The organism is Pseudomonas sp. ChxA (assembly GCF_030263855.1).
Lineage (GTDB): Bacteria > Pseudomonadota > Gammaproteobacteria > Pseudomonadales > Pseudomonadaceae > Aquipseudomonas > Aquipseudomonas fluorescens_CB.
This window is the reverse complement of the sequence record NZ_JARPMK010000001.1, coordinates 3,120,960-3,143,274: the sequence shown is the minus strand read 5'-3', so window position 1 is coordinate 3,143,274 and position 22,315 is coordinate 3,120,960. Positions and strand designations below refer to the sequence as shown.

The window sequence follows — 22,315 nt, the reverse complement described above, 5'->3', positions numbered from 1 at the left end:
CCAAAAATAAAAAAGTTCCATTGACCTAAAAAAGAATTCAGAATTGCTTCCGACTGTTGCCGAGAACCTCGATTGACGCGTTCCGGCACCGCGATCTACCGGCTATTTGCGAGGTAAGCAATGAGCACAGCACAGATGACCCGACCACCACAGACCCTGTACGTCAGCGTGCGTCGCGATGAATTGCGCCAATTAAAAGAAGAGCGCGATCAACTGCAACAGGAAGTCCTGCGCCTGCGCGCACACCTTCAAGCGCAGGTCAATCAGGCATCCGGCGCCCAGCCCGCACTTTGCTGAACCTCAGCTGAACGAAGCCTTCAGAAATAACTCACGAAGTTTTCACATCCTCCTCCCGATACTCCCGCCGAATAGGGCCACGCACACGCGGCGGCCCGCTGTCGCGTGCATTCCTGCGCAGCGACTGAGCAATTATCGGGTTGGAGTACTGGATGGCGATGTTCAAACGCAGCACCAAGTCTGCGAAAGGCTTTGATTGGGCCGGTCTTGGCTGGTTGTTCCTGTTTTTCTGGTACTTCTCGGGTATTACCCAACTCCTGATCCAACTGACCGGCACCTCCGGTTTCAGTGGTTTTCGCCAAGCCTTCTTCCTGAGCGCGTTCTGGCTCGCGCCGATGCTGCTGTTCCCAAAACGCACACGCTTGCTCGCAGCCTTGATCGGCGTGGTGCTGTGGGCCTGTTCGATGGCGAGCCTGGGGTATTTCTTCATCTACCAGCAGGAATTTTCGCAAAGCGTCATCTTCATCATGTTCGAGTCGAACATCTCTGAAGCGGGCGAATACGCGACTCAGTACTTCGCCTGGTGGATCGTGCTGGCATTCATCGCCCATACCGCCGTGGCAGTGTTCCTGTGGACCCGCCTGCGTCCGGTTTACCTGCCGCGTGGCCAGGCGCTATTGGCAGCCACCGCGATTGTGCTGGCCGTGGTCGGTTACCCGCTGGTTAAGCAGATTGCCACCAACCCGACCATGGAACTGGCCATCGACGGCTTTGAAAGCCGCGTCGAACCTGCCGTGCCATGGCAGATGATCGTTGCCTACCGCCGCTACACCGAACAGCTCAACAGCATGCAGGGCATGCTCACCAGCGCCAGCAAGATCCCGCCCTTGAAGAACCTCAAGGACACCATGGCTGACCAGCCGTCGACCCTGGTGCTGGTGATCGGCGAATCCACCAACCGTCAGCGCATGAGCCTTTACGGCTACCCGCGCAATACCACGCCGGAACTGGACAAGCTGCGCGACCAACTGGCGGTGTTCGACAACGTCATTACTCCGCGGCCCTACACCATTGAAGCGCTGCAACAGGTGCTGACGTTTGCCGACGAAGAAAACCCGGACCTGTACTTGAAGACGCCGTCGATCGTCAGCGTGATGAAACAGGCGGGCTACAAGACCTACTGGATCACCAACCAGCAGACCATGACCAAGCGCAACACCATGCTCACCACCTTTTCCGAGCAGGCTGACGAGCAGGTGTATCTCAACAACAACCGCAACCAGAACGCCCGCCAATACGACGGCGACGTGCTGGCACCGTTCGCCAAGGCGTTGGCCGACCCTGCCGAGCGCAAGTTTATCGTGGTGCACCTGTTGGGCACGCACATGAGCTACCAGTACCGCTACCCGCCGACCTTCGACAAGTTCACCGATCGCCAGGGCGTACCGGCCGGTGTCAGCGACGATCAGTTGCCGACCTATAACAGCTACGACAACGCGGTGCTGTACAACGACTTCGTGGTGTCGAGCCTGATCAAGGATTACGCCAAGACCGACCCGAACGGCTTCCTGCTGTACCTCTCGGACCACGGCGAAGATGTGTTCGACTCGGCCGGCCACAGTACCCTGGGCCGTAACGAAGGCAAACCGACGGCGCCGATGTACACCATCCCGTTCATGGCCTACGCCTCGCCGAAATGGCGCGAAACCCATGACTGGAGCTTTGCCAGCGATTTGCAGCGCCCTTACAGCAGTTCACAGTTGATCCACACCTGGGCCGACCTGGCCGGGCTGAGCTTCGATGAGTGGGACCGTAGCAAGAGCTTGGTGAACGACAGCTTCAAGCCACGCCCGTTGCTGATTGGTGACCCTTACATCGGCCAGAAAAAGGGCTTGATTGATTTCAGCCTGATCAAGCCAAAGAAGCCGGACGCCTCTGAAGTGGTTGCTAAATAGCGTGAGCCTTGTAACAGAAAGATAACAATCATTCTCGTTTAAACCTAAAGTCCCGCGCCTCCTTTCGTCTTTGAGCCATGGCCTTCCCTTTTGGAAGGCCGCAAAGACGACAAGGAGTCTGCTGCGATGTTCGCGCCCTTTACCCGTTCCATGACCCTCACCCTTGGCCTGTTCAGCGTCGCGCTGAGCCAGGACCTGCTGGCTGAAACCGACCCCGAGCCTGCCCCGCCACGCGCCCTTGAGCTGGGTGCCACCAGCATCACCGCCGAAGGCTTGGGCGCGACCACCGAACACACCGGTGCCTACACCACCGGCTCGATGAACACGGCCACCAAGCTGAACATGTCCATCAAGGAAACCCCGCAATCGGTTTCGGTGATTACCCGTCAGCAGATGGATGACTTCAACCTCAATACGCTGACTGACGTGCTGCGCCAGACCACAGGCATAACGGTGCAGCACCTGGACTCGGATCGGGTCGGTTACTCTTCCCGCGGCTACTCGATCAGCAATTACCAGGTCGACGGCATGCTCAGCACCTACGGGCGCATGAAGCCGGATGCCGATACCATCATCTACGACCGCATCGAGGTAGTGCGCGGCGCCACCGGCCTGACCACCGGTGCGGGCGACCCGTCGGCCACGGTCAACATGATCCGCAAGCGCCCGACCGCAGACTGGCAAGCCAAGACCGGCGTCAGCGGCGCCAGCCATGACAACTACTACAGCTACGTTGATGTGGGCGGCCCCCTGGCGTTTGATGGGCGACTGCGTGGTCGCACGGTACTGGCCTATCGCGACAGCCAGTCCTATCGCGACAATTACGCCATGCAACGGGAGGTCGGCTACGGCATCCTCGAAGGCGACCTGACCGACGACACGGTGGTCGCCGTAGGCTTGGACTATCAGAACAAACATGTGCAAGGCACCTCTTGGGGCACCCTGCCCTACTGGAACAGCGATGGCAGCAAGGCGCGACTGTCACGCTCGGCCAACATGGCTGCCGACTGGAGTTCCTGGCCACTCAAAGACAAGACCACCTTCGCCTCTATCGACCATAAGCTGTCCGCCGACTGGCGCCTCAAAGCCGCCTACACCCATCGCCAGAGTGACACTGATGGCAAGGTGTACTACGGCGGCGCCGGCTACCCCAACCCGGATGGCAGCGGCATGAACGCCTGGACCAACCAGATGGTCGGTACATCGAAAATGGACGTGGTGGACTTCAACCTTGCCGGGACCTATTCATTGTTTGGCCGTGAGCATGAGCTAATGGCAGGGTACGGCGAATCCGAGCAGCGCGACTCATCGCCGTTTCAGCGCTACAGCACACCCGCTGGCTATGAAGACATCAAAGACTGGCAGCACATGGGCGATATCCCCAAGTTCCCCGACCGCACTACCGGCCTCAAAGGCGACCACAGCAGCAAAAAACAGAAAGCCGGTTACCTGGCGACTCGCCTGAGCCTCACCGACAAACTGCACGCGGTTCTCGGCGGCCGCTATGGCAGTTGGGAAATCGAAAGCGTCTCGCCGCAGTACAACGACAATAACCAACTGACCCAATCGAGCAAAACCCGCCAGACCCACAACGATATGTGGACGCCGTATGCGGGGCTGCTCTACGACATCACCCCCGAGTACACCGTGTATGCCAGCTACACCGATATATTCAACCCTCAGGATGCACGCGATTCCAGCAAGAAGTACCTGGAGCCGGTGGTGGGCAGCAACTACGAAGTCGGGCTCAAGGGCAGCCTGCTCAATGAGCGCCTGAACCTGGCCACCGCGTACTTTTGGAGCACTCAGGATAACGTCGCCGAACTCGATAACAGCGCACCGCCGGATCCCGTCACGCGCGAGCAGTTCTACAAGTCGGGCGGCAAAGGCAACAAGGTCCAGGGCTTTGAGGTGGAGGCATCGGGCGAGGTCCTGCCAGACTGGAACCTGACAGCAGGTTACACCTACACCCACTCAGTCAATGGTGATAAACAGCGCAACAACACCGACCAGCCACTCAACCTGTTGAAACTGTCCACGGCGTATCGCCTGCCGGGCCAATGGCGCGGGTTGACGGTAGGTGGCGCGGTGAACTGGCAGAGCGATTTCTACAAGTTTGCCCCACGCCCTACCGGTGCCCGGGACAGCAACGGGCGCCTGGTGACCGAAAGCACCAAGATTACGCAGCAGGCCTACACCGTGGTCAACCTGATGTCGCGCTACCAATTCGACGAGCATGTTTCTGCGTCAGTCAACGTCAATAATCTATTTGATAAAAAATATTACGAGCGCGTCGGTTTTTATAATGGCGTGTATTGGGGAGACCCACGCTCGATCACACTGGCACTGGATTGGCAGCTATAAACTGCAACCCCGAAGTTAACAAAAACGTTAACTTCGGGGCAGTTCCATGTTAATTCCCACTTAATAAGATGGCGGCATAGTCGCGCCATGAATCAGATCACGGAGCGATCAGACACCACTCACTCTTAATGGGAATACTGCCATGAAACTTTCGACCTTGATGCTTGCCGGCCTGATGAGCCTGACCTCCGTAGCTGCCTTCGCAGAGGGCGGCTCAGAGCGCTCGAAGGAGTTTTACAACAACTTCGCCTTCACCCAGCAGCAAATTCACGGCACCACGGACAAAACAGCACTGGCCGACGGCAAGAATGTAAAGACCGAACAGTCCAGTGCCGAGCAACAACCTAACAGCTGATTTAATCTTTAGTTAATCCGCATGCCCCTGTGCCAATCCGCTCCTTTGGCAAAGGTTAATTTGGCGCCATTTAATGGCGCCATTTTTTTATGCTGCTTATATCAAACAACGTGATTAAAGCGGCTTGCTCCAAAACAGCATGCGGCCATGGGCGGGATCAAAAATCGAATCATCAAAACCGAACTTGCGATAGGCCGCTTGCGCCACGTCATTGCCTTCAAGCACTTCCAGAGTGATCTTGCAGCAACCGCGCTGACGGGCAATCTCTTCGACCTTGAGCAGCATTTTCTGGCTCAGCCCCAAGCCACGAAACTGATTCATCACCACCACATCGTGTACGTTGATCAGCGGGCGGCAGGCAAACGTCGAGAACCCTTCAAAACAATTGACCAAACCCGCCGGCTCCCCGCCGACAAACGCCAGTACGCTGAAAGCGTGGGGGCGCTTGGCCAGTTCGGCTGGCAGTTGCTGCAGCAGATCGGCTGGCAGCGTGTGACCGCCACCCATCGGGTCTTCAGCGTAATGGTTGAGCACCTGGCCAATGGCTTCGGCATGCACGGGGTTGGTGTAGCTGGCTTGCAGCACCAGGATGTCTGGGGTGTCCATTTCCTTCCTCAATCACGACTACAAGGGAATCGGTCCCCTTTGAGGAGACGATTGTAAGCGGGGAGTCCGTCGCAGATGAAGGAGATTAGCTACAAATACCTGACGGAAATGACGAAGGTTGCGCCCCCCAACACGCACCACGGGCCTGGGATTTTTCCTAGGCGCCGAACCGTTGCAGTTGCATTTCTTGCAAACGACTCAGGGTGCGCCGGAACGCAAACTCCAGGTAGCCCTCGGTGTAAAGGCTTGCCAACGGCACCTGGGCCTCGATAAACAATGGCACTTTACGGTCGTAGCACTCATCCACCAGTGCAATGAAGCGCCGCACACTGTCATCGTGTACCGACAATTCAGGCAATTCTCGATCACCCGCCACCACACGTTGAGCCGCATCCTCCGTGCCACGGGCAATCCGCGCCGGGCGTTTTTGTGCGCTCAGGTTAGGCACTTCACCGAGCAGGATCGCCTTGTAGCGGTCACACAGCAGCATGAAGTCCATCGCTGCCAAGGGTTGCTCGCACAAATCGGCGTACCGACACCAGAGCACCGTGTCGCTGGACTGCACCGCCACTATCGAACGGTACCCGACGCTGACCGCGCCGCAGCTTGTCACCTGGCCTTCAGTTAACTGTTTGAACAGTGTGGCAAGCGCTTGCGGCTGATTGACCCAATAGCGCTGCAGCCCCACACCCGGATGCAGACGGTGGTCTTCACCACCGTCTACCGCCACCACGTGCATATGCTGCTTGAGCGCCTGAATACCCGGCAGGAATCGTTCGCGGTTGAAGCCGCCCGCGTACAGCTCATCCGGCGGTTGGTTGGAGGTGCAGACCATGACCACGCCCTCCTCGAACATCACCTGGAACAGTCGGCCGAGAATGATCGCATCACCAATGTCGTTGACGAACAGTTCGTCGAAACACAACACGCGCACGTCCTGGCTGAGCTCGCGCGCCAAAGCCTGCAAGGGATCATGGATGCCGCTGAGCTGAAAAGAGCGCTGATGCACCCAGCCCATGAAGTGATGAAAATGCTGGCGCCGCGCGGGAACGCGCAGGCTCTGATAGAACTGGTCCATCAACCAGGTCTTGCCCCGACCCACCGGCCCCCACAGGTAAACCCCGGGAATCGGCGAGCGGCCTTGGTGCAAGGCCTCAAAGCAGGTTTGCAGGGCTTGCACCGCCCGGCGCTGGGCGTCGTCGGGTACGAAACCTTGCTGGGCGATGGCGTGTTGGTAGGCGGCGAGCGGCGAGTCGATAGTCATGCGTGCCAGTATGACTTACAGCGAGATATCCAGCCGTGAAATCTTGCCCTGCGCGTTCAGGCGGAAGGTGTAACGCAGCTCCAGTGGGCTACCGGGGAAATTGCCGGAAACCACATTGCTGACCAAGACCTTGCCGGTGCGATGCTCCACGTTGATCACTTCGACGCGCGGCTGATAACGCCGTCCGGTGTCCTCGACCCAGCGGGCAATGGCGGCCGGACCGACCTGATGCTCGCCTTCATCGAACACATTGGCATCGTCGGCAAAACACTGGGCAATGGCTGAGGTGTCGCCGGTATTGGTCGCGGCTATGTAGGCTGCAATGGCGGGCGCTAACGCTGGAAAAGACATGGCACAGCTCCTTTTTAGTGATTTATGGCGCCATGCTAAGCCAGCCCTGTGTCAGTTTTTGTCAGGAGTAAAGGGGCCCGAATCATTCTGTTCCATCAACGTGCGCCAGCCGCGCAGCAGGTCGCTGCGCCGGCCTGGGTAACGCTCACCGCGGGCGTCGGCTGCGGCCACCCGATCGGTGCGAAACGTACGATAAGCACCCCGTAACTCGCACCAGGCCACGATCACACGCACCTCATTGAGAAACCCCAATGCCAGCGGCCAGATCAGCCGCTGGCTCTGGGTTTGGCTGGCGTCGGCGTAATCGATATGCAACTTGGCCTGGTTGCGAATAGCCTCGCGGAACACATTCAGCGGCACGCGGTTTTCCGGGTAGCCAAAGCCGGGTGGCCCCGGCAGCAGCGTGGGGTTACGCAAGGCTTCCTGGGCAGCCGGATCCAGCACATCGGCGATTTTCGCCAAGGCATTGGCGGCCGCACGGCTGAGCACGTCATCGCCGCGTTGGTCCACATAGCGCAAGCCCAGCACGATGGCTTCAGTTTCCTCGGCGTTGAGCATCAATGGCGGCAAAAAAAGCCCGCTGCGCAGCACATAGCCCACCCCGGCCTCACCAAAAATCGGCGCACCCAGTGCTGTCAGCTCGGCGATATCGCGGTACAGCGTGCGCTCGGACACTTCCAACTGCGCAGCCAGTACGGCTGCTGTCACTGGGCGCTTCTTGCCCCGCAAGGCCTGCAACAACGTGAGTAAACGAGTGGTACGCGACACGTGGACTCCGCCGAAACAGGAAAAAGTACCGCAGCTTAGCAGAGCACCCTGTCAGAAAACGTCAGCAGTAAAAACCCCTCTTGACCGAATAGATTATCAAGATCATATTTAATACATGTTTATAGAAATGTATAAATCACACCCTCAGGAGTCTTTGTATGCGCAATAAAGTCTTTGGCCGTCGCAGCGGCCTGCAGGTATCAGAATTGGCCTTGGGCACCGGCAATTTCGGTACGGGCTGGGGGCATGGCGCCGAGCGCGATGAAGCCAAGCAGATATTCGACGGCTACCTCGAAGCAGGCGGCAATTTCCTCGATACCGCCAACGGTTACCAGTTCGGCCAGGCTGAAAAGCTGCTGGGTGAATTTATCGCCGCCGAGCGCCACAACTTGGTGATCGCCACCAAGTACAGCCTGCGCACCCAACCCAACGATGAAGGCACGATCAAGCTCGGCAACAACCGCAAGAACATGGTGCGCGCCGTCGAAGAAAGCCTCAAACGCTTGAACACCGATCACATTGACCTGCTCTGGGCGCACATGAGCGACAACGTCACGCCGATGGAAGAGATACTGCGTGGCTTCGATGACCTGGTGCGCGCCGGCAAGATCCACTATGCCGGCCTGTCGAACTTCCCCGCCTGGCGCATCGCCCGCGCCGACCTGTTGGCCGAAGTGCGCAACTTCGCGCCGATTATTGGGGTGCAGGTGGAATACAGCCTGGTCGAACGCAGCGCCGAACGTGAAGTGCTGCCGATGGCCGAGGCCCTGGGCCTGGCCGCCACCCTGTGGTCACCGTTGGGCGGTGGCTTCCTCACCGGCAAATACCGCGAAAGCCTGGATGACAATCGCGCCAACAAACTGGGCATGCTGATCCACTCCGAACAAAGCGCGCGCGAAACGGCCGTGCTCGATACCTTGCTCGCGGTTGCCAGCGAATTGGAGGCAAGCCCTACCCACGTCGCCATTGCCTGGTTACGGGAAAAGGCCCGACGTTCGACTACCGCGCTGATCCCGATTCTCGGCTCACGCACCCGCGCGCAACTGGATGCCACATTGGGCGCGCTCCATGTGCAGCTGTCGAACGAGCAAGTGACCCGCCTGGACACTGCCGGCGCGATCCCAGTGGGCGTTCCCCATGGGATTATCTCGGAGCGCTTCGCGCTCGACCACGGCGCAGACACACCGCGACCACCGGTTATTTGAGACGAAAAAAACGGCCTGTTCAGGCTGATGCCAGCCAGTTAAGCGCTGGAACTGACAACCCGCAACCTGTGGCGAGGGAGCTTGCTCCCGCTGGGGTGCGAAGCGGCCCCTGCTTTTTGCTTTAAAAGCATGGGACTGCTACGCAGTCCAACGGGAGCAAGCTCCCTCGCCACAATTATATGCGCCCAACTTACGCAAGGCTCTTGCTGACCACCTCGAACACATCGCTCGACAGCTCGCCGGAGGCGCGAATGCGCTCCAGTTCCGCCTTCATCAGCGCCTGACGGGCGCTGTCGTATTTACGCCAGCGAGTCAACGGCGCCAACTGGCGCGAAGCGATTTGCGGGTTGAAGCCATTGAGCTGGATCACCAGGTCCGCCAGGAAGCGATAACCCGAGCCGTCCGCCGCATGGAAGTTAATCAGGTTCTGCCCGGCAAATGCACCCACCAGTGCGCGCACCTTGTTCGGGTTCTTGATATTGAAAGCCGAGTGCTCCATCAGCGCCTTGACCCGCGTCAACCCGCCCGGCAACGTGCTGCCCGCCTGCACGCTGAACCACTGGTCCATCACCAGCGGGTTATCCTTAAAGTTCTCGGCAAACACCGCCAATGCCTGGGCTTTTTCCGTCTCGAACGGCGAGTTCACCAGCACCGCCAGTGCCGTGAGACGCTCGGTCATGTTGTCGCTGGTGTCGAACTGATCCAGGGTTGCGGCCAACACTTCAGGCTTGCCGCTGAGCATCAGGTACGACAGCGCGATGTTCTGCAAGGCGCGCCGCGCAAAGTGCTCGGCCGCCGCCACATAAGGCGTCTGCTTGGACAGCTCGCGATTGGCCTGGTAGCGCAGCCACAGCGCTTCGAACAGGTTGTCGGCCAGTTGCTTGCGGGCATACTCACGGGCGGCGTGAATAGCCTCCACATCCGCGACTTCGCTGATTTCCGTGAGGTAGGCTTCGCTTGGCAGCGAGAGCATTTCGGCGACCATAGCCTGGTCCAGGCTTTCGTCGCTCAAGACCGTGCGCAGTGCGTCGATCAGGCGCTGATCGAGTTTCAAGGCCTGGCCTTGCTGATGCTGGGCGATCAGCTCCTGCAACACTTGCACCGACAATTGCTGGCCGGCATCCCAGCGGTTGAAACCATCGCTGTCGTGCTGCATCAGGAACATCAGTTGGTCGCGGTTGTACGGGAAGCTCAGTTTCACCGGCGCCGAGAAGCCGCGCAGCAATGAAGGCAACGGCTTTTCCGCGATATCGACGAAGGTGAAGGTCTGCTCGGCTTGCGTCACCGAAATCACCCGCGACGTGCCGCCAACTGCCGCTTCACCGGCCAGGCGCAAGGCGATACCTGCGCCCTGCCCGTCCAACAGGCCTAATTCCACCGGAATCACAAACGGCAGCTTCTCAACCTTGTCCGGGGTTTGCGGGCAGCTTTGACGGAACGTCAGGCTGTAGGTTTTGGCGGCGGCATCAAACGACTCGCTCACCGCCAGACGCGGCGTACCGGCCTGGCTGTACCAGCGTTTGAACTGGCTGAGGTCGGCGCCGTTGGCGTCTTCCATGGCCTTGATAAAGTCATCGCAGGTCACGGCCTGGCCGTCATGGCGTTCGAAGTACAGGTCGCTGCCTTTACGGAAGCCTTCAGCGCCGAGCAAGGTGTGGATCATGCCGACTACTTCCGAGCCCTTTTCGTACACGGTCAGGGTGTAGAAGTTGGAGATCTCGATGAAGCTGTCCGGGCGTACCGCGTGGGCCATCGGGCCGGCGTCTTCGGCGAACTGGTGTGTGCGCAGGTAGGCCACATCCTGGATGCGCTTGACCGTGGCCGAGTTCATGTCGGCGGAGAAGCCCGAGTCACGGAATACGGTGAAGCCTTCCTTGAGCGACAGCTGGAACCAGTCACGGCAGGTCACGCGGTTGCCCGACCAGTTGTGAAAGTATTCGTGGGCAACAATCGCCTCGACGCGCTGGTGCGCGGCGTCGGTGGCCGTTTCGGCGCGGGCGAGCACGGCGCTGGAGTTGAAGATATTGAGGCCCTTGTTCTCCATGGCGCCCATGTTGAAGTCGTTAACCGCCACGATCATGAAGATGTCGAGGTCGTACTCGCGACCGTAGGTTTCTTCGTCCCAGCGCATGGATTTTTTCAGGCTGGTCATGGCGTGCTGGCACTTGTCGATGTTTTCCGGCTCGACGTAGATGCGCAGCGCCACTTCACGGTTGGTCATGGTGGTGAAAGTGTCTTCAACGCACCACAAGTCACCGGCCACCAACGCAAACAGGTAAGCAGGTTTCTTGAACGGGTCTTCCCAGGTCGCCCAGTGGCGGCCGTCTTCACCCGGGCCGCTGGCGATCGGGTTGCCGTTGGAGAGCAGCACCGGGTAGCTGTGTTGTTCGGCGATCACCGTGGTGGTGAAGGTGCTCATCACGTCCGGGCGATCGAGGTAGTAAGTGATCTTGCGGAAACCTTCGGCCTCGCACTGGGTGCAGAACATGCCGCTGGATTTGTACAGGCCTTCCAGGGCGGTGTTGGTTTCCGGGTGGATGCGCACGCTGGTGTCGACCGTGAAGGTTTCACGGGTCGGGTGCAGGGTCAGGTGGCTGTCGGTGAGCTGGTAGTCGGCCTCGGTCAGTTCCTGGTCACCCAGGTTGACCGTCAGCAGCTCCAACTGTTGGCCATCGAGCACCAACGGCGGCAGGCCGGCACCGCGCTCGGGGTTGCGGCGCATCACCAGTTGCGCATGGACCAGGCTGTGGTCCTCGAACAACTCGAAGGTCAGGTGCGTCTCTTCGATCAGGTAGTCCGGCGCCTGATAGTCCTTCAGGTAAATCATCTTCGGTTGTTCGGTGCGCATGGATAGCATCCTTTTTACTGATGCACGGCGAGCTGGTAGGCCGTGTACTTACGAATGTTGATAACGCCGGTGTCGAAGATCAGGTATTGGCCCTTGATCCCCAGCAACGTGCCTTCGGCAATCGGGTTCTTGTCCAGGTTGAAGCTGACGATCTTGGCCGGGTATTGCTCGACCGGGTAACGGATTTCGATCGGCTCGATGTCGGTCACCGGTTGGATGGCCTGCAAGCCAAAGCGTTCCTGCAACCCCAGCAAGCCTTCGGCGCACGTGGCGAACAGCTCATCGCGTACCTGCTTGAGGTCCACCGATTGCGCATCGCCCTTGAGTAAAGCACGCCAGTTGGTTTTATCGGCCACTTGGCTGCGAAACAGGTCTTCAACGAAACCGGACTGCTGACGGGTCGCCACGCGCATGATCGGCAGCGCCTGGCTGGCACCCTGGTCGAGCCAGCGGGTCGGCAACTGGGTGGCGCGGGTGATACCGACCTTGATGCCCGACGAGTTGGCCAGGTACACCACGTGGTCGGTCATGCAGAATTGTTCGCCCCAGCCCGGATCACGGCAGGTGCCGGCGTCGTAATGGCAACGCTCGGGGCTCATGATGCACAGGTCACACTGGGCCAGTTTGGTCATGCACGGGTAGCAATAACCCTGGCTGAAACTGGTCTTGGTCTTGCGGCCGCAATGGCTGCAATGGATGGCACCGAGGTATTCCAGGCGCACGTGGGTACCGATCAACGGGTTGACCGGCACCTCGGTGTCGCCCAGGCGAAACGCGTATTGAACGGTCGGCTCACCGAGTTGCGCCGACATTTTGCTGACTGCACCGCGACCAATTTCAATCAATGGATCGCATCCGACTTGAACAGAATATTCGCCACCGGCGCCGACTTCGACGCGCATTCCTGCGGGCCCATGTAGCCGGTGCGCTGCTCTTCGGGCAGGTTCTGGATTTCCCAGGCGATCACCGCTTGCAGCGACAATTCACGCTGCTCGGCGGTGAGCTTGCGGCCATCGGACCACTTACCGATTTCCACCGCCAGTTTGAGGCTCTCGTAGATGTCCGGAGTGATGTTTTCGATCATTTCAGCAAAAGAGGACATAAGGCTCTTCCTTATCAAATAGAGGCTTTGCGGCGGTTGTACAACCCACCCAGCAAACCCGTCAGGCAACCGATGACCAAGCCGCTCAGGTGAGCCGCGTTGGCGATTTCGCCGAAACCGATCATCGAGATCAGCCCCGACATGCAGAGCACCAGCCATATCAGCATCATCGCCAGCACGCCGCGCGGCAGGCGATAAGCCGGGTTGGGCGACAACAATTGGAAGATCCAGCAATGCCCGAGCAAGCCATACAACACGCCGGACAAGCCGCCGAACAGGCTCGGGCCGCCATAGGCGTATTGCGCATAATTGGACACCAGGCTGAACAACAGGGTCAGGCCCAGCAGGTTGATGCTGCCCTGGCGCACCTCGATACGGCGCCCCAGCTCCCAGTACCACATGCCATTCATGGCCAGGTGCAGGATGCCGAAGTGGATCAGCATCGGCGTGACCAGCCGCCACCACTGCCCCGACGCCATGGTCTCGGCAAACGGAGTGAACTGGATGTAGTCGCCCATCACGTGAAACGGCAGGAAAGTCAGCCAGCTCATGGTCTGCAGGTTTTCACCCAGCAAGGTTACTGCGCCGACAATCATGCTCGCCAGCAGCACCAGCGCCGTCACCGGGCTGAAACGCACTTGCTGAACAAAGCTTGGCCGCGTGATGGGCGCCTGCTCGGGAATATCCAGTTGCTGGTCCGGGTCACCGGCAGGAAAGCGTTGATACAACACTTGCACGTCAGCGCTGATGTTCTCGGGCACCCACAACACTTGCTCGCCCGCTTCTTCACTGACGCGATGGGGCACTTGCATGCGTTGCAACAGCTTGACGAAACCGCCCAGGTCGACATTCAGCGGTAAGCGCAATACAGCGACGGTGCTCATACAATGACCTCAGGGCGCTCAACGTCAACCCATACAAATTTACGCGGATCCAGGCGGGTTTCCTGGTCCAGTCGGTACGCCACCAGCTTGCCGTACAGCACCGCGCTGTAATCCAGGCAGGCCAGGTTGTCGCGGATCGGCGCCGGTTTGCCGCTGCGCCAGTAATGGCCGACGAACAACAACGGTTCGTCAACGCCATAACGCAGCAGGGAATTCTTTTCGGTCGACGAAAGCGGCGTACGTGCCACCGGCTCCGGCAGCGCATCGGGTTGGAACACAATGTCGCCGTAGGTTTTGGGGTCGTCTTCCCAGAATTTGGTGCGGAAAAATGAACGCGTCAGGCCATCGCCACCGGTCAGCGTGAGGCCGTCCGGCAGGCGCATGTCGGTGCCGCGCAGCAGGCGGTCGAAGGCGTTGCAGGCAAAGCTGCCCGGCACGGCGGCGGCCTGCAAAAAGTGCTGGTCGATGCAGCCATCCGGGAAGGTGGCGCGCAGCGGCTGGATAAAGCCTTCGTCCCAGCACGCATGCACCACGCGAAACCGCCCGGCGTCGACAAACAGCGGCATGTCGTAGAACCAGCCGAGGAAGTCGTGCCAGTCAGCCGGGTGGTGTTCGAACTGGATCAGGGTTTCGTGGATCAACCGCGCATGGCGTGGGTTGTGCTCGCGCACGAACTGCTTGCCACTGCCCGGCGGTGCCGGCGTGGTCCAGCCCAGCGCGTTGAACTCATGGTTGCCCATGATGCACAGCGCCTGGCCGGCCTCGGTCATATCGTGGACGATATGCAGCGCCTCGCGGATGCGTGGCCCACGGTCGATGATATCGCCGAGGAACACCGCCATACGCGTCGGATGGCGCCAGGTTCCAGCCTGTTTGTGGTAGCCCAGCCGGTCGAGCAAGTGCTCAAGGGTATGAGCGCAACCGTGCACGTCACCAATCAGGTCGTAGCTACGCGCGGGATCGAGCATCAGTCGCCTCCACCCCCCAAGCGGCTGCCCCAGCCCAGCTTGGTGCGGCACACTTCGTAGTAGTTGTGGTCCAGCGGATGGATCAACCGCAACTTCTGTGCCTTTTTGCTCACGGTGATGGTGTCACCGGGGGCGCAGGTGAAATGGTTCTGCCCGTCGCAGGAGACTTGCGGGTAGATCTGCATGTCTTTGGACACCACGATTTTCAGCTCACTGTTGCCATCGACCACAATTGGCCGACTGGACAACATATGGGGGTACATCGGCACGATCACAATGGCGTCGAGCTTGGGGTGCATGATCGGGCCGCCGGCCGACAGAGCGTACGCAGTGGAACCGGTCGGCGTGGCGACGATCAGGCCGTCGGCCTTCTGACTGCACACGAACTGGCCGTCGATATACAACTCGAACTCGATCATGCGCGTGGACTTGCCCGGATGCAGCACCACGTCATTGAGCGCGTCGCCCTGGCCGATGGCCTCGCCGTGGCGGCGCACTTCGGCTTGCAGCAAAAAGCGGTTTTCCACCAGGTAATGGCCGTCGAGCACCTTGGCGACTTCGACTTCGAGGTCATCCGGACGGATATCCGTAAGAAACCCCAAACTGCCACGGTTGATCCCCAGCACCGGCACGTTGTGCCGCGCCAGGGCACGGGCGGCACCCAGCAGGCTGCCGTCGCCGCCGACCACAATGACCATGTCACAGACTTCGCCGAGCATCTTGCGCGACGAAGTTTGCAGGCCGTGGCCGGGCAGGATTTCGGCGATGGTGTCTTCGAGGATCACATGCAGGTGGCGTTCCAGCAGGAATTTTTTCAGCCGGCGGACGGTGTCCAGCACCTGGGTACTGCCCAGGCGACCGATAATGCCGATATTGCGAAATTGCTCCATGGGGCTCCTGCGGGATTTGGGGTCTGGCAAAAAGAACGATTATGGGCGAAAGGCCGCGTCAGGCAAAACCCTTTGTCGCCGCAGGGCCTTGATGACAATGGTTCTCAGCCACCCGTCAGCGCTCTAAAAGGCTATGCTCGGACCATGACTGTGTTCCCCGACCTGATCAACCTGCCCCGCCAATTGCGGCACCCCGAGGTGCGCGACCTGGCGTGGGTGATGCTCGCCCCGCCGATGCTGGCGCAAACGCCCTGGCCGCAGCGCCACCCACTGGCCGGCAGCGACTGGGTGCAGGCGCCGCACCAGCTCGAACGCTGGCTGCGCGGCCTCGACCAGGACAGCAGCGCCTTGCAGCACTGGCTCAGCCTGTCGCGCACGCGGCGCCTGGGCCTGTACTACGAGCGTCTGTGGCAGTTTGCGGTGCAGCATGCGCCGGGCGTGGAGTTACTGGCCGCCAACCTGCCGATCCGCCGCGCCGGGCATACGCTGGGCGAGCTGGACATGTTGGTGCGCGACCGCGACGGCGTGCACCACCTGGAACTGGCGATCAAGCTCTATTTAGGGCCGCAGGACGGCAACGGCCAGGACGCCGCGCAATGGCTCGGCCCCGGCTGCCATGACCGACTGGACCGCAAGCTCGCGCACCTGGCCCAGCATCAATTGCCGATTTCGGCCCGCCCGGAAAGCCGCGAAGCCCTGGCGGCGCTGGATATTGCGCAGTTCGACGCGCATTTGTGGCTGGGCGGGTATTTGCTCTACCCGTGGCCCGGCACCGCCGAATCCCCGTTGGGCGTCGAGCCACAGCACCTGCGTGGGCGTTGGCTGCATCAGCGTGACTGGCACGATTTCGTCAGCCAGAGCCCGCCGGGGCGCTGGCAGCCCCTGCCTCGGCATGCCTGGCTGGCACCGGCGCATTACCCGGCGGATCAGGTGTGGCAGGCGCACCAGATGCAAGCCTGGCTGGCTGAACTGGACCCGACGGCACCGGCCCAGTTGCTGGTGCGACTGGTTCAAACAGGAGAAGACTGCGAAGAAGCTGAACGCTTGTTCCTGGTTGCAGACCTGTGGCCAAACGTTCCAGGCATTACTTGAGTTTCAAATGGCGTGCATACCAGGGTCGTTTCGGCACGCGCTTGAACAATGCCTGCAATCCGTCTTCTTCGGCGAAAGTGATGCGCAGCGCCAGCTTCATGGTCTCCGGGTCCATCTCCATCGACCGCCCCATCTGCAGCCCCGGCGTGGTGCTGCAACCGTGGGTGTCCGGCCCCAGCCATGGGTCAGCGACTTCCACCCAACGGCCCTGGGCAAACCACTTGACCCCGTTGACCTCAAGCCGGCTGACCTCGCCTGGATTGAAACGCTCATGGGCGCGAAACCAGTCCTCGATGCGATCATCGATCCAGCCGTGAAAGTGCCAGAACACCGGGTTTACATGCGATGAGAACGGGTCGCCCAGGAAGTCGTTCTCTGGCGCGTACCAACGCGCGGCAAAGTCCGCCGGGTCACGGGCGAACGGCACCGGCGCGCCGTTGGACGGGTCGCGGGGCACCGAGGCCCAACGCATGTGCAGCCAGTCGTGCAGGCCCAGCTCCATCTCCGAACCTAACTGGCCCAAGGTCAGCTTGGCCAGGTAACGCGGGTCACGGTACTGCGACTCCCACACCTGGAAGTTGCTGTGGTAGGTCTCTGCTGCCTTGATATCGCTGACCCATTGGGTGTAGTCGCTGTCATCGGGTGCCGACCAACAGGGCGGCAGCGCAAAGCCGTCGTGGTTGTCGAAATAACGCAAAAACCCCAGGCGATCGCGTTCCAGCGCAGGCTGTGGCTCGGGAAATTGCGGCCAGGAAGGCAGGTCTTGCAGGGAACGCGCAGTGCCGAGCATATGCCGGTGCATGAAAAAGAAGTCGATACCCGAACCGTTGCGGTCTTTGCGTTTACCACGCGCGTCGCGCTCCTGGCCGCGTGGCCCGGGTTGCCAACCGATACCGCGCAGGGCATCGCGTTTTTCCTCGGACAACTTGTGCCACTGGTCACGGGTGGCGTGCCACAGCTGGTGAAACAGGCGGTGCTCAGGCGCGATCAGCCAGGCCAACAAGGTCGGGTTAAGGCCGATACGCTGGCGCGCTTCGGGGAACAGTTGCTTGTGGGCAATAAAGCGGTTGTCACGCTCGGTCAGGGCAAGGGGGCGCTCAAGGTCGAGAATCTGCCCGCTCAGCGTGCTGCTGCCGGCATTGGCGAAGTCGGCCCAGACTTCGTCGAGGGTCATCTTGAACTCGTAGGCCGGTGCGCCTTGCGCGGCGTCGCGGTCGACCAGCCGCCAGTAGAGCACGGCACCCTCGCCCGTCAGCAGATCACCGAGCACGCGGTAACGCGGCTCGCCCTCGGCACGCAGGTTTGCAGCGGTGTCCAGATAGCCACGCAAGCCACGGCCGCGCGGGGCGATGTCGAGCAACAGCTCCAGGCCTTGCAGCGGCAAGCCTTCAAGGCCGGCATCGCGGCCCTCCAGGCGCAGGCTCCACACACCGCGCAGGGTATTGGCCAGGTGTTGGCCGGCGGTGTCGGCCAGGTCCACCGTGGCCTCGCCCGGCGTGATCGGGAATTCTTCACGCGTCAGCTCGCGGTGGGCATAAAGGGCCGCTGGCACGGCAGCGCCGGTCAGCGCCAGGCCGGCGATGAAGCCACGTCGAGAGAGGGTCATTGTCTACCTTAGGAAACAGCTTGATCAGAGCTAGAACGTTGACGGCCGCCAGAAATTTACCGGTGCAGCGCCCGCGCCTAAATTTCCCCGGCCATGGCTCGTTCTTCCCTGATAGCAAAGGCCTCAACTGACTGAGATGGCAATGACAAAACCACGTTCGAAAAAGGCGCTGTATATCGGCCTGCCGCTGGCACTGGCCATCGGCGCCGGGGTTGGTTTCCTGGTCTGGGATCACTGGTTCAAAGGCAATGCCGGCTACCCGCTGGAGGTGATCAAGCAGGCCAACGAAATGCAGGACCGCTTGTTGTCGTTCGACAGCCATATCACCGTGCCCATGGATTTCGGCACGGCCGGCAACGAAGCCGACAAGGATGGCAGCGGCCAGTTTGACCTCGCCAAGGCGGCACGCGGGCGCTTGTCGGGCGCGGCCCTGACGATTTTCGGCTGGCCGGAAATCTGGAACGGCCCCAATGCGCCGCACAAACCCACCGACGGTTTTGTCGAAGAGGCCCGCCACGAGCAAGAGGTGCGCTACAAGATCATCTCCGGCATGGTGCGCGACTTCCCCAATCAGGTCGGCATCGCCTACACCCCGGACGATATGCGGCGCCTGCATGGCGAGGGCAAGTTTGCGATCTTTATCAGCATGCTCAACGCCTACCCGCTGGGCGATGACCTCAACCAGTTGGACCTGTGGGCGGCGCGCGGCATGCGCATGTTCGGTTTCAGCTATATCGGCAACAACGCCTGGTCCGACTCGTCACGCCCGCTGCCGTTTTTCAATGACACCACCGACGCGCTTGAAGGGCTATCTCCCATCGGCCAACAAGCCGTGCACCGCCTCAATGACCTGGGCGTGATCATCGATGTGTCGCAGATGTCGACCAAGGCGCTGGAGCAAGTCGCGCAATTGAGCCGCACACCGATGATTGCCTCGCACTCGGCGCCGCGTGCCTCGGTGGATATCCCGCGCAACCTCAGCGACAAAGAACTGCAACTGATCAAAAACAGCGGCGGCGTGGTGCAGGTGGTGGGCTTCCCGGCCTATTTGCGCCCATTGAGCCAACCCACCCAGGACAAGCTCAACACCTTGCGTGCGCGCTTCGACTTGCCGCCGTTGCCCAACCTGGCCATGGCCCTGATGCCCGGTGACGCCATCATCGCCGCCTGGTCCGAGCAGAAATTCGGCCAGTACGCCCAAGGGCTGTACGCCATTCTTGAGGAAGAACCCAAGGCCACCCTCAAGGACTGGGGCGATGCCATCGACTACACCGTGCGCAAGATCGGCATCGACCACGTCGGCATCGCCTCGGACTTCAACGACGGCGGCGGCATCCAGGGCTGGGAGAACGTCGGCGAAGTGCGCAATGTCACCGCCGAACTGATCCAGCGCGGCTACTCCGAGGCCGACATCGCCAAGCTGTGGGGAGGCAACTTTCTGCGGGTGTGGGACCAGGTACAAAAAGCCGCCAAGCCGTTGGCCAACCGCTAATTACTCAGAAGCCAGTCCATGACCGACCGCCGTACATTCCTCAAGCAGGCTGGGGTACTCGCCGCCAGCCTGCCATTGGGCAGCACATTGCTCGCGCACGCCCAGGCAGCCACCCAGTCGCCTGCCACAAACGACCCATGGACGGGTTTCAAACAGCTGTTCACCCAGGACCCGGGCTACCTGCACTTTTCCAACTTCCTGGTCACCTCCCACCCACGCCCCGTGCGCGAAGCCATTGAGCGCTACCGCCAGCAGATCGACCGCAACCCTGGCCTGGCCATGGACTGGGGCCTGGAAGAAACCTGGAAACGTGAAGGCCAGGTACGAGAATGGGCCGGTCGTTACCTGAACGCCAAGCCGGCGCAGATCGCCCTCACGGGCAGCACCTCGGAAGGCCTGGCGATGATCTACGGCGGGATCAAGCTGCGCCCCGACCAGGAAATCCTCACCACCGAACACGAGCATTACGCCACCCAGAACGTGCTGGATTTTCGCGTCGCCCGCCAAGGCACGCAGGTGCGTCGCATCCGCTTGTTCGAGCGGGCCAGCCAGGTCTCCAGTGACGAAGTGCTGGGCAACATCAAGCGCGCAATTCGCCCCACCACCCGCGTGCTAGGCATGACCTGGGTGCAGTCCGGCAGTGGCGTGAAGCTGCCGATCGGCGAAATCGGCAAGCTGGTGGAGGAACTCAATCGCAACCGCGACGACAACGACCGCATCCTGTATGTGGTCGACGGCGTACACGGTTTTGGCGTGGAAAACCTCGACTTCCCGGCCATGCACTGCGACTTCTTTATCGCCGGCACGCATAAATGGATGTTCGGCCCACGCGGTACCGGGCTGGTCTGCGCCCGCGATGCCGAAAACAAGTACGTCACGCCCATGGTGCCGACCTTCTCCGAAGACACCAACTTTGCCACCACCATGACGCCCGGCGGCTACCACGCCTTTGAGCATCGCTGGGCGGCGGATGAAGCCTTCAAGCTGCACCTGCAACTGGGCAAGGCACAGGTTGAGGCGCGTATCCACGCACTCAACAGCGAACTCAAAACCCAGTTGCTGGCGCATCCGCAGATCGAGTTGGTGACACCGCGCAGCACCGACCTGTCGGCAGGTTTTACATTCTTCCGCGTCAAGGGCCAGGACAGCGAAGCCGTGGTCGCCCACATGCTGAAAAACCGCGTGGTGATCGATGCCGTCGACCGTGATGTCGGCCCGGTAATCCGTACCTCCCCCGGCCTGCTCAATAGCTCGGACGAAATCCAGCAGTTCATGGCCCTGTTAAGCCAACGCCTGTGATGCCCACTTTTTTCCTTTGAACGAGATGCCCACATGAATCCATCCCGACTCAAACCCCTGACCGCCCTGGCGCTGACGGCCCTGTGCGCGGCATTACTGCCCAACCTGGCGCAAGCCGCCACGCCACAACCCGGCAAAGTGTTCAAGGACTGCAAGGACTGCCCGGAAATGGTGGTACTGCCCGCCGGCACCTTCACCATGGGCACCCCGGAAGACGAAGTCGGCCGCGAGCCCGATGAAGGCCCGATGCATGAGGTGACCTTCGCCAAACCGTTTGCCATGAGCCGCTTCCACGTCACCGCAGGCGAATGGGACAGCTATATCCGCCAGACCGGCGTCAAGATCGCCGACGGCGACACCCGCCCCGGCCGCGAGTGCATCGCCAGCAAGCCACGCTACCCGCAAGGGCCACGCCAGCCGGCGGTGTGCATGGACATGGACGACATCAAAAATTACATCGCCTGGCTGTCGAAAAAAACCGGGCAGAAGTACCACATGGTCAGCGAAGCCCAGCGTGAATACGCCGCCCGCGCCGGCTCCACCGGGCCGTTCCCCTTCCCGTTCGACGAGGGCAAGGGCTACAGCATCGCCCAGCACGCCAACACCTACGGACCGGCAGATGGCTACAGTTATTCCTCGCCGGTGGGCAGCTACCCGCCGAATGCATTTGGCATGTACGACATGCACGGCAATGTGTACGAGCGGGTTGCCGACTGCGAGCACCCCAACTATATCGGCGCCCCTACCGACGGCAGCGCCTGGATGGAGCCCAACTGCGAGGGCTACCAGATCCGCGGCAATGACTGGGGCGAAGCACCGGTGTTCTCACGCTCGGGCAACCGCAACAACATCTATCCGCAAACCCGTGGGGATTGGATTGGGTTTCGGGTAGTGCGTGAACTCTAAGCAGCACACCGAGCAGAAGGCGGGAGCTGGCTTGCCTGCTGTGGCGGTCGCTTGGTGGTGTACATATCCGTTATTTGGGTAACGGCGGCCTATGGTTCCGCTCTTACAGCGGGTCACTTTTGC

Annotated in this window: 20 protein-coding genes; 9 read left to right on the top strand and 11 right to left on the bottom strand. The window is 60.6% G+C overall.

The genetic code is table 11. The features are described from left to right. Nucleotides 1-120: 120 nt before the first annotated feature. From P5706_RS13975 to P5706_RS13960, 4 genes are all read left to right on the top strand, one after another. Entirely contained in the window at nucleotides 121-297 is a 177-nt protein-coding gene (locus P5706_RS13975; RefSeq protein ID WP_285679585.1) for a DUF6026 family protein, read from the top strand. Nucleotides 298-449: 152 nt separating this feature from the next. Then, nucleotides 450-2,192, top strand: a complete 1,743-nt coding sequence (locus tag P5706_RS13970) for a phosphoethanolamine transferase CptA (RefSeq protein WP_285679584.1) — start codon at nucleotides 450-452, stop codon at nucleotides 2,190-2,192. 126 nt (nucleotides 2,193-2,318) lie between these two features. Beyond that, nucleotides 2,319-4,556 carry a TonB-dependent siderophore receptor gene (locus P5706_RS13965; protein ID WP_285679583.1) on the top strand — a complete coding sequence of 746 codons (2,238 nt, stop codon included), beginning with the start codon at nucleotides 2,319-2,321 and terminating at the stop codon, nucleotides 4,554-4,556. Between the two features lie 142 nt (nucleotides 4,557-4,698). Then, nucleotides 4,699-4,911 carry a hypothetical protein gene (locus tag P5706_RS13960; protein WP_200433756.1) on the top strand — a complete coding sequence of 71 codons (213 nt, stop codon included), beginning with the start codon at nucleotides 4,699-4,701 and terminating at the stop codon, nucleotides 4,909-4,911. A 114-nt stretch (nucleotides 4,912-5,025) separates the two neighbouring features. Here the strand turns inward: P5706_RS13960 and P5706_RS13955 are convergent, their stop codons facing one another. The 4 genes from P5706_RS13955 to P5706_RS13940 all read right to left on the bottom strand — a co-directional run bounded on the left by P5706_RS13955 (nucleotide 5,026) and on the right by P5706_RS13940 (nucleotide 7,900). Further along, complete coding sequence (locus P5706_RS13955; protein WP_200433755.1) at nucleotides 5,026-5,517, bottom strand: GNAT family N-acetyltransferase; 492 nt, start codon at nucleotides 5,515-5,517, stop codon at nucleotides 5,026-5,028. Nucleotides 5,518-5,674: 157 nt separating this feature from the next. Next, on the bottom strand, nucleotides 5,675-6,781 hold the full coding sequence (zapE, locus tag P5706_RS13950; RefSeq protein WP_285679582.1) for a cell division protein ZapE: 1,107 nt from the start codon (nucleotides 6,779-6,781) through the stop codon (nucleotides 5,675-5,677). 15 nt (nucleotides 6,782-6,796) lie between these two features. Continuing rightward, nucleotides 6,797-7,132 (bottom strand): nuclear transport factor 2 family protein, encoded by a 336-nt coding sequence (locus P5706_RS13945; RefSeq protein ID WP_200433753.1) that lies wholly within the window; start codon nucleotides 7,130-7,132, stop codon nucleotides 6,797-6,799. A gap of 51 nt (nucleotides 7,133-7,183) precedes the next feature. Continuing rightward, complete coding sequence (locus P5706_RS13940) at nucleotides 7,184-7,900, bottom strand: helix-turn-helix transcriptional regulator (RefSeq protein WP_200433752.1); 717 nt, start codon at nucleotides 7,898-7,900, stop codon at nucleotides 7,184-7,186. Nucleotides 7,901-8,058: 158 nt separating this feature from the next. Here P5706_RS13940 and P5706_RS13935 point away from each other — a divergent pair, with 158 nt between their 5' ends. Next, nucleotides 8,059-9,105, top strand: coding sequence for an aldo/keto reductase (locus P5706_RS13935; protein ID WP_285679581.1), 1,047 nt, complete (start codon nucleotides 8,059-8,061; stop codon nucleotides 9,103-9,105). Between the two features lie 190 nt (nucleotides 9,106-9,295). Here P5706_RS13935 and pepN read toward each other — a convergent pair whose 3' ends face one another. The 6 genes from pepN to P5706_RS13905 are packed head-to-tail and all read right to left on the bottom strand — an operon-like array spanning nucleotide 9,296 to nucleotide 15,797. Then, nucleotides 9,296-11,953, bottom strand: a complete 2,658-nt coding sequence (gene pepN, locus P5706_RS13930; RefSeq protein ID WP_285679580.1) for an aminopeptidase N — start codon at nucleotides 11,951-11,953, stop codon at nucleotides 9,296-9,298. Between the two features lie 14 nt (nucleotides 11,954-11,967). After that, nucleotides 11,968-12,798 carry a DUF2797 domain-containing protein gene (locus tag P5706_RS13925; RefSeq protein WP_200433749.1) on the bottom strand — a complete coding sequence of 277 codons (831 nt, stop codon included), beginning with the start codon at nucleotides 12,796-12,798 and terminating at the stop codon, nucleotides 11,968-11,970. Then, the gene (locus P5706_RS13920) at nucleotides 12,795-13,055 is read right to left on the bottom strand and encodes a YeaC family protein (RefSeq protein ID WP_056784512.1); all 261 of its coding nucleotides are present in this window, start codon (nucleotides 13,053-13,055) and stop codon (nucleotides 12,795-12,797) included. The genes P5706_RS13925 and P5706_RS13920 overlap by 4 nt, the downstream gene beginning before the upstream one ends. Before the next feature lie 14 nt (nucleotides 13,056-13,069). Then, nucleotides 13,070-13,939, bottom strand: coding sequence for a rhomboid family intramembrane serine protease (locus P5706_RS13915; protein WP_285679579.1), 870 nt, complete (start codon nucleotides 13,937-13,939; stop codon nucleotides 13,070-13,072). Further along, a complete protein-coding gene (locus P5706_RS13910) occupies nucleotides 13,936-14,910 on the bottom strand; it encodes a metallophosphoesterase (RefSeq protein WP_425540598.1) in 975 nt (324 codons plus the stop codon). The genes P5706_RS13915 and P5706_RS13910 overlap by 4 nt, the downstream gene beginning before the upstream one ends. Then, complete coding sequence (locus P5706_RS13905; RefSeq protein ID WP_010210870.1) at nucleotides 14,907-15,797, bottom strand: NAD(+) kinase; 891 nt, start codon at nucleotides 15,795-15,797, stop codon at nucleotides 14,907-14,909. Before P5706_RS13905 ends, P5706_RS13910 begins: the two co-directional genes overlap by 4 nt. A 144-nt stretch (nucleotides 15,798-15,941) precedes the next feature. Here P5706_RS13905 and P5706_RS13900 point away from each other — a divergent pair, with 144 nt between their 5' ends. After that, nucleotides 15,942-16,889, top strand: coding sequence for a DUF1853 family protein (locus P5706_RS13900; protein ID WP_285679578.1), 948 nt, complete (start codon nucleotides 15,942-15,944; stop codon nucleotides 16,887-16,889). On the opposite strand, the gene pvdP is transcribed toward P5706_RS13900, so the two are convergent. Next, a complete protein-coding gene (gene pvdP, locus P5706_RS13895; protein ID WP_285679577.1) occupies nucleotides 16,882-18,495 on the bottom strand; it encodes a pyoverdine maturation tyrosinase PvdP in 1,614 nt (537 codons plus the stop codon). The two genes, P5706_RS13900 and pvdP, sit on opposite strands and share 8 nt — an antisense overlap. Before the next feature lie 142 nt (nucleotides 18,496-18,637). Here pvdP and pvdM point away from each other — a divergent pair, with 142 nt between their 5' ends. From pvdM to pvdO, 3 genes are read left to right on the top strand one after another with little or no spacing between them, the layout of a single operon-like run. Next, nucleotides 18,638-19,987, top strand: a complete 1,350-nt coding sequence (gene pvdM / locus P5706_RS13890; RefSeq protein ID WP_285679576.1) for a pyoverdine-tailoring dipeptidase-like protein PvdM — start codon at nucleotides 18,638-18,640, stop codon at nucleotides 19,985-19,987. A gap of 18 nt (nucleotides 19,988-20,005) precedes the next feature. Further along, on the top strand, nucleotides 20,006-21,286 hold the full coding sequence (gene pvdN / locus P5706_RS13885) for a pyoverdine-tailoring periplasmic protein PvdN (RefSeq protein ID WP_200433743.1): 1,281 nt from the start codon (nucleotides 20,006-20,008) through the stop codon (nucleotides 21,284-21,286). 33 nt (nucleotides 21,287-21,319) lie between these two features. After that, the gene (gene pvdO / locus P5706_RS13880) at nucleotides 21,320-22,192 is read left to right on the top strand and encodes a dihydropyoverdine dehydrogenase (protein ID WP_285679575.1); all 873 of its coding nucleotides are present in this window, start codon (nucleotides 21,320-21,322) and stop codon (nucleotides 22,190-22,192) included. Nucleotides 22,193-22,315 lie beyond the last annotated feature (123 nt).

Excerpts from the sequence above, each read along its gene's own strand:
- P5706_RS13975 (WP_285679585.1), top strand. The coding sequence starts at position 121 with ATGAGCACAGCACAGATGACCCGACCACCACAGACCCTGTACGTCAGC.
- P5706_RS13970 (WP_285679584.1), top strand. The coding sequence starts at position 450 with ATGGCGATGTTCAAACGCAGCACCAAGTCTGCGAAAGGCTTTGATTGG.
- P5706_RS13965 (WP_285679583.1), top strand. The coding sequence starts at position 2,319 with ATGTTCGCGCCCTTTACCCGTTCCATGACCCTCACCCTTGGCCTGTTC.
- P5706_RS13960 (WP_200433756.1), top strand. The coding sequence starts at position 4,699 with ATGAAACTTTCGACCTTGATGCTTGCCGGCCTGATGAGCCTGACCTCC.
- P5706_RS13955 (WP_200433755.1), bottom strand. The coding sequence starts at position 5,517 with ATGGACACCCCAGACATCCTGGTGCTGCAAGCCAGCTACACCAACCCC.
- zapE (WP_285679582.1), bottom strand. The coding sequence starts at position 6,781 with ATGACTATCGACTCGCCGCTCGCCGCCTACCAACACGCCATCGCCCAG.
- P5706_RS13945 (WP_200433753.1), bottom strand. The coding sequence starts at position 7,132 with ATGTCTTTTCCAGCGTTAGCGCCCGCCATTGCAGCCTACATAGCCGCG.
- P5706_RS13935 (WP_285679581.1), top strand. The coding sequence starts at position 8,059 with ATGCGCAATAAAGTCTTTGGCCGTCGCAGCGGCCTGCAGGTATCAGAA.
- pepN (WP_285679580.1), bottom strand. The coding sequence starts at position 11,953 with ATGCGCACCGAACAACCGAAGATGATTTACCTGAAGGACTATCAGGCG.
- P5706_RS13920 (WP_056784512.1), bottom strand. The coding sequence starts at position 13,055 with ATGTCCTCTTTTGCTGAAATGATCGAAAACATCACTCCGGACATCTAC.
- P5706_RS13915 (WP_285679579.1), bottom strand. The coding sequence starts at position 13,939 with ATGAGCACCGTCGCTGTATTGCGCTTACCGCTGAATGTCGACCTGGGC.
- P5706_RS13905 (WP_010210870.1), bottom strand. The coding sequence starts at position 15,797 with ATGGAGCAATTTCGCAATATCGGCATTATCGGTCGCCTGGGCAGTACC.
- P5706_RS13900 (WP_285679578.1), top strand. The coding sequence starts at position 15,942 with ATGACTGTGTTCCCCGACCTGATCAACCTGCCCCGCCAATTGCGGCAC.
- pvdP (WP_285679577.1), bottom strand. The coding sequence starts at position 18,495 with ATGACCCTCTCTCGACGTGGCTTCATCGCCGGCCTGGCGCTGACCGGC.
- pvdM (WP_285679576.1), top strand. The coding sequence starts at position 18,638 with ATGACAAAACCACGTTCGAAAAAGGCGCTGTATATCGGCCTGCCGCTG.
- pvdN (WP_200433743.1), top strand. The coding sequence starts at position 20,006 with ATGACCGACCGCCGTACATTCCTCAAGCAGGCTGGGGTACTCGCCGCC.
- pvdO (WP_285679575.1), top strand. The coding sequence starts at position 21,320 with ATGAATCCATCCCGACTCAAACCCCTGACCGCCCTGGCGCTGACGGCC.